Origin of the sequence: Micromonospora rhizosphaerae (genome assembly GCF_900091465.1) — a bacterium.
GTDB lineage: Bacteria > Actinomycetota > Actinomycetes > Mycobacteriales > Micromonosporaceae > Micromonospora > Micromonospora rhizosphaerae.
The window spans coordinates 2208584-2217467 of sequence record NZ_FMHV01000002.1 but is presented as its reverse complement, the minus strand read 5'-3'; the positions used below and the strand labels follow the sequence as shown (position 1 = coordinate 2217467).

The 8884-nt window shown below is 74.1% G+C and carries 9 protein-coding genes; 3 read left to right on the top strand and 6 right to left on the bottom strand.

Annotated elements, in window-relative coordinates:
* The first annotated feature begins 15 nt into the window (after positions 1-15).
* Positions 16-435 carry a PLD nuclease N-terminal domain-containing protein gene (locus tag GA0070624_RS10790; RefSeq protein WP_091339739.1) on the top strand — a complete coding sequence of 140 codons (420 nt, stop codon included), beginning with the start codon at positions 16-18 and terminating at the stop codon, positions 433-435.
* Between the two features lie 115 nt (positions 436-550).
* Here the strand turns inward: GA0070624_RS10790 and GA0070624_RS10785 are convergent, their stop codons facing one another.
* The 4 genes from GA0070624_RS10785 to GA0070624_RS10770 form a co-directional block, all read right to left on the bottom strand.
* Complete coding sequence (locus GA0070624_RS10785; RefSeq protein ID WP_091339735.1) at positions 551-1369, bottom strand: ABC transporter permease; 819 nt, start codon at positions 1367-1369, stop codon at positions 551-553.
* Positions 1366-2343 (bottom strand): ATP-binding cassette domain-containing protein, encoded by a 978-nt coding sequence (locus tag GA0070624_RS10780; protein ID WP_091339732.1) that lies wholly within the window; start codon positions 2341-2343, stop codon positions 1366-1368. Before GA0070624_RS10780 ends, GA0070624_RS10785 begins: the two co-directional genes overlap by 4 nt.
* A gap of 133 nt (positions 2344-2476) precedes the next feature.
* A complete protein-coding gene (locus tag GA0070624_RS10775) occupies positions 2477-4099 on the bottom strand; it encodes an acetolactate synthase (protein ID WP_091339728.1) in 1623 nt (540 codons plus the stop codon).
* Between the two features lie 106 nt (positions 4100-4205).
* Entirely contained in the window at positions 4206-4979 is a 774-nt protein-coding gene (locus GA0070624_RS10770) for an enoyl-CoA hydratase-related protein (protein WP_091339724.1), read from the bottom strand.
* A 98-nt stretch (positions 4980-5077) separates the two neighbouring features.
* On the opposite strand from GA0070624_RS10770, the gene GA0070624_RS10765 reads away from it, so the two are divergent.
* The gene (locus tag GA0070624_RS10765; RefSeq protein ID WP_091339720.1) at positions 5078-5593 is read left to right on the top strand and encodes a DUF6232 family protein; all 516 of its coding nucleotides are present in this window, start codon (positions 5078-5080) and stop codon (positions 5591-5593) included.
* A 340-nt stretch (positions 5594-5933) separates the two neighbouring features.
* On the opposite strand, the gene GA0070624_RS10760 is transcribed toward GA0070624_RS10765, so the two are convergent.
* The gene (locus tag GA0070624_RS10760) at positions 5934-7496 is read right to left on the bottom strand and encodes an alpha/beta hydrolase (protein WP_091339715.1); all 1563 of its coding nucleotides are present in this window, start codon (positions 7494-7496) and stop codon (positions 5934-5936) included.
* A gap of 146 nt (positions 7497-7642) precedes the next feature.
* On the opposite strand from GA0070624_RS10760, the gene GA0070624_RS10755 reads away from it, so the two are divergent.
* Positions 7643-8413: a hypothetical protein gene (locus tag GA0070624_RS10755; protein ID WP_091339710.1), complete on the top strand. Its 771-nt coding sequence runs from the start codon at positions 7643-7645 to the stop codon at positions 8411-8413.
* Between the two features lie 9 nt (positions 8414-8422).
* Here the strand turns inward: GA0070624_RS10755 and GA0070624_RS10750 are convergent, their stop codons facing one another.
* Positions 8423-8875 (bottom strand): rhodanese-like domain-containing protein, encoded by a 453-nt coding sequence (locus GA0070624_RS10750; RefSeq protein WP_176731660.1) that lies wholly within the window; start codon positions 8873-8875, stop codon positions 8423-8425.
* Positions 8876-8884: the final 9 nt, after the last annotated feature.

The window sequence follows — 8884 nt, the reverse complement described above, 5'->3', positions numbered from 1 at the left end:
GCCATGATGTCCGACATGGTTCGCCTGTACGGGCTTCTCTTCCTGGTCGAGATCGTTCTCGCCATCTGCGCGCTGATCAGCTGCCTCTCCGCAGAGGAGGGCGAGATCCGGGCGCTGCCCCGGATCGCCTGGGTGCTGATCATCCTGTTCTTCCCGCTGCTCGGGTCGATCGCCTGGTTCGCCGTCGGCCGGGAGACCGGCCCGGGCCGGCCGCGGACCGCGTGGCCGATGGGGAACGGGTTCTCCGAAGTGGACCGCCGCCGGCAGGTCGCGCCGGACGACGACCCGGCGTTCCTGCAGTCCATCGGGGACCGCCCCCGGCAGCAGGACCAGGAGCTCTTCCGCCGCTGGGAGGAGGACCTGCGCCGCCGCGAGGAGGAGCTGCGCCGCCGCGAGGCGGACCCGCGGCGCGAGCAGGACCGGCCCGAGGTCTAGGCGCTGGGCCGGTGCGCCGGCTCTCCCGCCGACCCCGCCGTGCGGCTGGGCCGCCCGGCCGTCGCCGCGCGGCTGCGCGGCGCGGCGACGGGGGTGCGGGCGGAGGCGGCGCGGGTCACACTCGACGCCTGAGCGCCCGGACCGCCAGCGGGGCGAACACGGCGGCGAGGGCGGCGGCCCAGATCAGCGACTGGACGACCGGCCCGGCCACCGGACCGCCGACCAGCAGGCCGCGCAGCGCGTCGGCCAGGATGGTGACCGGGTTGACCTCGACCCAGTTCTGGAGCCAGCCCGGCATCCGGTCGGTAGGTACGAAGACGTTGCTGGTGAAGGTCAGCGGGAAGATCACCATGAAGCCGAAGATCTGCACCTTCTCCGGCTCGCTGACCAGCACCCCGACCAGCACCGAGATCCACGACGCGGCCAGCGAGAAGCCGAGCAGCAGGGCGAACGCGCCGAGCAGCCCAACCACTCCGTTGCCCAGCCGGAAGCCGAGGATCGCACCGACCCCGACCAGCAGCGACACCGACCACGCCTGCTTGACCGTGTCGGCGAGGATCCGGCCGGCCAGCGGCGACCAGCGGGCGATCGGCAGCGCGCGCAGCCGGTCGAAGACACCCTTGGTGAGGTCGTTGTTCAGCCCGAACCCGGTGGTCATGGTGGCGAAGAGGGCGTTCTGCACGATGATCCCGGGCAACGCGAACTGCAGGTAGTCGCCCGGGGAGCCGGAGATCGCCGTGCCGAAGACGTACGTGAAGAGCAGCACGAACATCACCGGCTGGATGCTCAGGTCGAGCAGCTCCATCGGGTTGTGCTTGATCTGCACCAGGCTGCGCCAAGCGAGGGTGAGGGTGTGCCGCAGCCCGGCGGCGAGGCTGAGCCGGCGGGCCGGGGCCAGCGGCGTGGCGGTGGCGGTGGTGACGGCGGCGGTCATGCCAGGCTCCCTTCGAACGTGCCGGCATCGGTGCGGGCGTCCTGCTCGGCCCGGTGGCCGGTCAGGGAGAGGAAGACCTCGTCCAGGCTGGAGCCGCGCAGGGCCAGCTCGGCGATCGTGATCTCGGCCTGGTCGAGCCGGCGGACCATGGCGGGCAGCACCCCGGGGTCGTTCACGGGCACGGTCACGGTGGTCTGGGCGACCTCGGGGGTCGCCCCGGCGACCTCGGCGGCGATGGACACCACGGTCGGCAGGTCGCTGGCGTCCGCCGGCCGGACGGCCAGGATCTGTCCGCCGGTCTTCGCCTTCAGCTCCTCGGGCGTGCCCTGCGCGATGACCCGGCCGTGGTCGACCACGGCGATCTCGCCCGCCAACTGGTCCGCCTCCTCCAGGTACTGCGTGGTCAGCAGCACGGTCACCCCGTCGGCGACCAGGCCGCGGACCATGTCCCACAGCTCGTTGCGGCTGCGCGGGTCCAGCCCGGTGGTCGGCTCGTCGAGGAAGAGCACCTGCGGCCGACCGACCAGGCTGGCGGCCAGGTCGAGACGGCGGCGCATGCCGCCCGAGTAGGTCTTTGCCGCCCGATCTGCGGCGTCCGTGAGCTGAAAGTCGGCGAGCAGCTGGCGGGCGCGGACCCGGGCGTCGGCCCGGCGCATCCCGAGCAGCCGGCCGATCAGCAGCAGGTTCTCGGTGCCGGTGAGCGTCTCGTCGACCGAGGCGTACTGCCCGGTCAGGCCGATCAGCTGGCGCACCCGGTGTGCGTCGCGGCGGACGTCGTACCCGCCCACGGTGGCGTGCCCCTCGTCGGCGCCAATCAGGGTGGCGAGCACCCGGACCGCCGTGGTCTTGCCCGCGCCGTTCGGCCCGAGCAGGCCGAAGACCGTGCCGGTGGGGACGGCCAGGTCCACTCCGGCGAGGGCGGTCGTGGCGCCGAACCGGCGTACCAGGCCCTCCGCGCGGATCGCGTATTCCATCGCAACTCCTGTCGTCGTCTCTGGTCACCCCACCCTGACCGACGGCACTGACATTCCGTCGACCCGGCGCTGACGTTACGACGACAGGCGCTGACAATCCGCTGATTTTGCTGCCGGAAGAATTTGAACCGGCTCAGGCCAGGTTGGACGAGCGGGGGTACGCGTCGGCCGGGTCGGTCAGCACGTTGACCAGGTACGGCACGCCGGCGTCGAAGGCGCGGGTCAGCGCCGGGCCGAGGTCGGCGGCCTTCTCCACCGTCTCGCCGGCACCGCCGAGCGCCTCGACCACCTTGTCGTAGCGCAGCCCCGGCTGGAGGTCGGCGGCGACGTCGTAGCCGTACATGGCCCGCATCGGGTGCTTCTCCAGGCCCCAGATGCCGTTGTTGCCGACCACGATGACCACCGGCAGCTGCTGGCGGACCAGCGACTCCACGTCCATCAGCGAGAAGCCGGCGGCGCCGTCGCCCATCAGCACGCAGATCTGCCGGTCCGGGTGGCTGACCCGGGCCCCCATCGCGTAGCCCATGCCGGTGCCGAGGCAGCCGTACGGGCCGGGGTCGAGCCAGGTGCCGGGCTGGGCCGGCTCCAGGTAGCGGCCGGCGTACGAGACGAAGTCGCCGCCGTCGCCGATGGTGATGGCGTCGCGGGCGAGGACCTTGCGCAGCTCGCCGTAGACCCGGGCCGGGCGGATCGGGTCGGTCTCGGCGGCCATCTCCTCGGCGTCCCGGGCCTTCGCCGCGTCCTCGGCGACCCGCAGCTGCGCGATCCAGTCGGCGTGGTCGGCCCGGTCGCCGGGGTGCTCGGCCAGCGCGGTGAGAATGAGCCGCAGGTCGCCGGCGGGGGCGGCGGCGGGCCGCACGTGCCCGGCACGCTGGCTGGGGGCGTCGACGATGTGCACGACCTTCGCCTCGCCGAAGTCGCCGAAGCCGAGCCGGAAGTCCAGCGGGGTGCCGATCACCGCCACCACGTCGGCGCCCTTGAGCGCGACCCGGCGGGCCTTGGCGAAGGCGAGTGGGTGCTCGGGCGGCAGCGCTCCCCGGCCCATCCCGTTGGTGAAGACCGGCACCTGCAGCGCCTCGGCCGCGGCCCGCAGGGCGTCGACGGCGTCCCCGACGTAGACGTCGGAGCCGGCGATGACCACCGGCCGGCTCGCCCCGGCGAGGAGGGCGGCCGCCGTGGCGACCTCGTCGGGGTCGGCCTCGATCGGCGCGATGGCGGACGCCGGCGGGAGCTGCGCGTCGCCCACGGAGAAGACCGCCTCGAGCGGGAAGTCGAGGAAGGCCGGCCCGCGGTGCGGGGTGAGCGCGGCGGTGAGCGCCGCGGTCACCGCGCGTGGGATGTCGTCCGCGCTGAACACCGTCTCGGCGTGCTTGGTGACGGGGGCGACCAACGGCAGGTGGTCCATCTCCTGCAGACTGCCGGAGCCCCAGCGGAACTGCGGTGCCCGCCCGCCGAGCACCAGCACCGGGGAGGCGTTGAAGAAGGCACTGGTCAGCCCGGAGACGCCGTTGGTGACGCCGGGGCCGGCGGTGAGCACGGCCAGACCGGGTCGGCGCTGCAGCTTGGCCACCGCCTCGGCGGCGAAGACGGCGGACTGCTCGTGCCGGACGTCGTAGATGGGGAAGTCGTTCTTGTGCGCGGCGTCGTAGAGCGGGAAGACGTGGCCGCCGGAGAGGGTGAACATCTCCCGTATGCCGTGGGCGCGCAGCGCCGCCAGCGCCAGTTCTCCGCCGTGACCCTCGACCCGTTCCGTCATCGCCGCTCCCCTCGTCACAGATGCGGAGTCATACGCTACTGGCCGGTAGGAAGAATGTGAACCGTTCTCGGGTCGGCGACGGGGCGCGCCGCCGACCCGGGCCGGCTCAGCGGCCGGTGAAGTTCGGCTTGCGCTTCTCGACGAACGCGGCCATGCCCTCCCGCCGGTCGTCGGTGGCGAAGAGCGCCGCGAAAAGCTGACTCTCCCAGGCCAGACCGGAGTTGAGGTCCATGTCCAGGCCGCCGTCGACGGCCAGCTTGGCCGCCCGCAGCGCCTGCACCGGGCCGGTCAGGAACGGCTTCACCAGCGCGACCGCGGCGTCGTAGACCTGGGCCGCCGGAACGACGCGGTCGGCCAGGCCGATCCGCAGCGCCTCCTGGGCGTCGACCATCCGGCCGGACATGATCAGGTCCTTGGCCCGGGCCGGGCCGACCAGGCGGGCGAGCCGCTGGGTGCCGCCGGCACCGGGGATGATGCCGAGCTTGATCTCGGGCTGGCCGAGCTTGGCGTCCTCGGCCACCACCCGCCAGTCACAGGCGAGGGCCAGCTCGCAGCCGCCACCGAGGGCGTACCCGGTGATGGCGGCGACCACCGGCTTCGGGATCCGGGCGATGGCGCCCAGCGCGCTGGAGAGGTCGGCGGCCCGCTCCGCCATGTCCACGTAGGACATGTCGGCCATCTCCTTGATGTCCGCGCCAGCGGCGAAGACCTTCTCCCCGCCGTACACGATGACCGCGCGGACCTCGGGGTCGGCGGTGGCCGCCGCCGCGGCGGCCCGCAACTCCTCCTGCACCTGGGTGTTGAGCGCGTTCATCGGCGGCCGCTCCAGCCGGATGGTGCCGATGCCGTCCTTGGTCTCCAGCCGAACGAACTCGCTCACACTGCCCTCACTTCCTCGTCGAAGTCGCGTGCCAACCTTACGGCCCGGGTCGTTGGGGAAAGTAGTCTGGTGTCAGCCCCGCCACCGGGAGTCAGACCATGATCACGTACTACGACGACAGGTCCGTGCAGGTCACCTCCACCGCCGTCCGGGTGGACGGCCGGACGTATCCGCTGGCGGAGATCAGCATGCTGTGGCACCGGCGGGGCAGCCGTTCCTGGCGGGTGCTCGCCGGCCGGGGCGCGATCGGCGCCGCGCTGGCCGGACCGCTGGTGGCCGCCGTGCTCGGCGTCGGGCTGGCGGTCTGGCTGCACCGCTCACTGACCGTCACGGTTGCCATCGTTGGCGTGTCGGTGCTGGTCGGGCTCGGTGTCGGCCCGCTGGCCGACTTCCTCTTCGAGCACCTGGACCGCTCGTACGCCCGCGGAAGTCGGCAGTTGGAGATGTGGGCCCGCTGGCGGGGCCAGCCGGTGCGGCTGCTGCGCACCGGCGACGCGCTGCGTTTCGGCCAGATCTACCGGGCGGTGCAGCGCGCGATGGAGAGCGGGCAGGCGCCGGGTCAGAACTCGATCGGCTCGTCCGGCAGCATCGCCAAGCCGCGCAGCAGGCCGTAGAGGTCCTGCTCGCCCCAGAACTGGACGCCTGAAGCGCTCGGCGACCAGCAGGATCGCGGCTCCGGCACCGCTCGCCGCCGACAGCCGAACGTCACTCTCAGCTCCGCCGGCTCGAGGTCCAGGAGCCCGCACCACCGCCTTTGCTCTGCTGCAGCGGAGGCAACAGTCACCGATGGTCACTGTTGCCTCAGTTAGCCCGACCGGAGTTTCCGGTGGTCAGAAACGGTGTTGCCGGGAGTGCAGCAGAGCAAAGGAGGGAACCGGGCCATCGAAGGTGCCACCCGGCATCACACACCGTGGAGGCGGCCGTCAGTTACCGTCAGGGCGTGGGCAGGTCGGGTCAGGTCAGCGGCAGGGTGGTGGTCAGCGGCCAGGCCAGCAGCACCGCCCCGACCAGCGCGGGCAGCCAGCGGGGCGCGCCCGCGCGGCGCAGGGTCACCGCCCAGGCCGCCTGCCAACCGAGCAGCAGCGCGAACAGCGGCACCACCAGCACCACGAACCCGGGCGCCAGACCGACCATGGCGGAGGCGGTGAGCGCCAGCACGGCGGTCGCGCCGACGGCCGCGTGCACCCAGGCGCGGCCGCGGGCGGCCAACTCGGCGCCGAGCAGGAAGACCAGGCAGCCGAGCGCGACCAGCGGCAGCAGCCACCAGCGGGCACCGACCGGCAGCGCCGAGGTGAGTCCGAGGTGGATCGGAACGGCGACCGCGACCAGCGCGTATCCGCTGAGCACGGCCACCGCGACAACGGTCCGCACGGGTGGGCATTGCGCGACGGGCTCGTCGGGTGGGCACTCGACCGCCGCGGCCGGCCCCGTCGCCGCACGTCGAGTCCGCCATCGGTGCGCCGCCGCCAACAGCAGACCGGTGACCAGCAGGAATCCGGTCACGTAGCCGCCGACCGCCAGCGGCAACCGGGCGGTCGGCAGCGCGCCGGCGACGACCGCGCCCGGCCCGGCGGCCAGCACGGCCAGACTGAGCGAACTCCAGGCTGGCACGACACGCGATCCCCGGGGGCCGCTGCCAGCGGTCCCGCCGCCACCCGACGGGCGGCGGAACAGCAGGGCCACCAGCGGGACGAAGCCCAGCCCGAAGCCGACTAGCAGCAGGCCGCCGCCGACCAACCGGGCGGCCGGCTCCGGGCGCGGGTCGTCCGGCGCGCCGGGCAGCGCGCCAAGGACGGCGTCATGGGTACGGCCGGCGAAGAGCACCGAGATGTGCTCCGTCCCCGGCACCACGACCAGCCTCCGCGCACCGGCTGGGGCCCGCCGCACCGCCTCCTCTGCGGTGCGTCGGAAGTCGGGGAACTCGGCGTCCCCGACGACCAGCACCAGCGATCGGGGCCGCCCGTACGGCAGGTCGGCCGCGTCCGGCAGGGAAATGGCGACGGTGCCGGCGATCTCGGGGTGACCGCCGGCGTACCGGGTCACCGCCCCGGCACCCATCGAGTGTCCGACCAGGACGATCCGATCCGGGTCCACGTCGGGCAGGGTGCGCAGGTGCGCGACGGCGACGTCGAGGTCGCGTTCCAGGGTGTCCCGGCCGGCGGCAGCGTCCCGGCCCGCACCGGGCAGCCGGGCCGGGTTGGCGCCGTGGCCGGCGAAGTCGAGCAGCACCGCGACGCCGCCGTGCCGGGCCACGGTGTCGGCGATCGGTCGCATCAGCCGGGCGGAGCCCGCGAACCCGTGCGCGATCACCACTCCGGGCCGCCGGGTGTCCGCCGACGCCGGGGTGGCGCGTATCTCGGTGAGCGGCACACCGGCGACCGTGACCTGTCGGGTGGTCAGCCCGGATCCGGCCCGGACCAGCACCAGTCCGCCGAGCGCCACCGCGAGCAGGGCGAGGACGGCGAGCACCGGGGTGCGCCGGACGGCCGGGCGTACGCCGGGCGAGGGGGCCGACATGCCGGCACCCTACCGTCGCGGCCAGCCGCGCCGACCGTGGCCGGCACCGGCCCGGCGACCCGGTGCTCCCTCCCGCTCGCGGTCGTGAAGACGACCGCGCCGCCGCCAACCGGCGGTCCTGGCGGACCCGACGCACACTGGTTCCCATGGCGATTCCCCTCCCCCGGCCGCGCGCCGTCGCCGGGCTCACCCGCTCCGCCCTGGACCAGGCGCTCGGCTCGGCCGCCTCGTTCGCCGCCGTACCGGCCCGCGCCTTCGGGGTGCTGGACGGGGTGGAGGCGCTGCTGCGCCGGATCAACGGGGTGGTGGACCGGATCGAGGGCACCCTGGACCGCACCGACCGGGTGCTCACCGCCGCCGAGGCGGCGGTCCGCGAGGTCGCGGTGATCAGCGCGCCCGCCACCACCGCGATCGAGAACGCCACCGAGGTCGCCGCGGCGGCCGCCGTGGTGGTCGGCGAGGCCGAGCGGGTCTCCGCCGCGGCGTCCGTCGTGGTCGGCGAGGCCGAGCGGGTAGCCCGGGCGGCCGGCACGGTGGTCGCCGAGGTGGACGCGGTGGCCGGCCGGGCGGCCGGGACCGTGGTCGCCGCGGAGGAGGCCGCCGGCTCGGCGGCCGGGCTGCTGGCGGCGTACGAGCCGGCGCTGCGCCGGGCCGCGCCGATGGCCACCCGCTTCGTCGCGCAGCTCAGCCACGAGGAGGTGACCGCGGCGATCCGGCTCGTCGACGAGCTGCCCAAGCTCAAGGAGCACCTGACCTCGGACATCCTGCCGATCCTGGCCACCCTGGACCGGGTCGGCCCGGACCTGCACGACCTGCTCGAGGTCACCCGCGACCTGAAGCTGGCGGTCGCCGGCATCCCCGGCCTCGGCATGCTGCGCCGCCGGGGCGAACGTCTCACCGACGAGCCAGCCGACTGACCGGGCCCGTCAGCAGTCGCACACGACGGCCGATCGAGGCGCGGTGAGCTCGTCCACCTGCCGGCGGACCACCCCGGCCGGCGTGGCCACCGGCAGCCCCTCCCGGGCCCAGTACTCGAAGCCGCCGATCATCTCCTTGACCGGGTGGCCGAGCCGGGCGAACTGCAGCGCCGCCCGGGTCGCCCCGTTGCAGCCCGGCCCCCAGCAGTACGTCACCACGGTCGACCCGACCGGCACCACCTCCCGGGCCCGAGCGGCGATCTCGGCGGTGGGCAGGTGCACGGCGCCCGGCAGGTGCCCCTGCCGCCAGGCGGCGATGCCGCGGGAGTCCACCACCACCAGTGCCGGCGTGCCCGCCGCCAGGTCGGCGTGCACGTCGCTGACGTCGGTCTCGAAGCTGAGCCGGGCGAGGAAGTGGGCGGCGGCGGTCGCCGGATCGGCCGGCGGTACGGAGAGCGTCATGTCCCCGAT

Excerpts from the sequence above, each read along its gene's own strand:
- GA0070624_RS10790 (WP_091339739.1), top strand. The coding sequence starts at position 16 with ATGGTTCGCCTGTACGGGCTTCTCTTCCTGGTCGAGATCGTTCTCGCC.
- GA0070624_RS10785 (WP_091339735.1), bottom strand. The coding sequence starts at position 1,369 with ATGACCGCCGCCGTCACCACCGCCACCGCCACGCCGCTGGCCCCGGCC.
- GA0070624_RS10780 (WP_091339732.1), bottom strand. The coding sequence starts at position 2,343 with ATGGAATACGCGATCCGCGCGGAGGGCCTGGTACGCCGGTTCGGCGCC.
- GA0070624_RS10775 (WP_091339728.1), bottom strand. The coding sequence starts at position 4,099 with ATGACGGAACGGGTCGAGGGTCACGGCGGAGAACTGGCGCTGGCGGCG.
- GA0070624_RS10765 (WP_091339720.1), top strand. The coding sequence starts at position 5,078 with ATGATCACGTACTACGACGACAGGTCCGTGCAGGTCACCTCCACCGCC.
- GA0070624_RS10760 (WP_091339715.1), bottom strand. The coding sequence starts at position 7,496 with ATGTCGGCCCCCTCGCCCGGCGTACGCCCGGCCGTCCGGCGCACCCCG.
- GA0070624_RS10755 (WP_091339710.1), top strand. The coding sequence starts at position 7,643 with ATGGCGATTCCCCTCCCCCGGCCGCGCGCCGTCGCCGGGCTCACCCGC.
- GA0070624_RS10750 (WP_176731660.1), bottom strand. The coding sequence starts at position 8,875 with ATGACGCTCTCCGTACCGCCGGCCGATCCGGCGACCGCCGCCGCCCAC.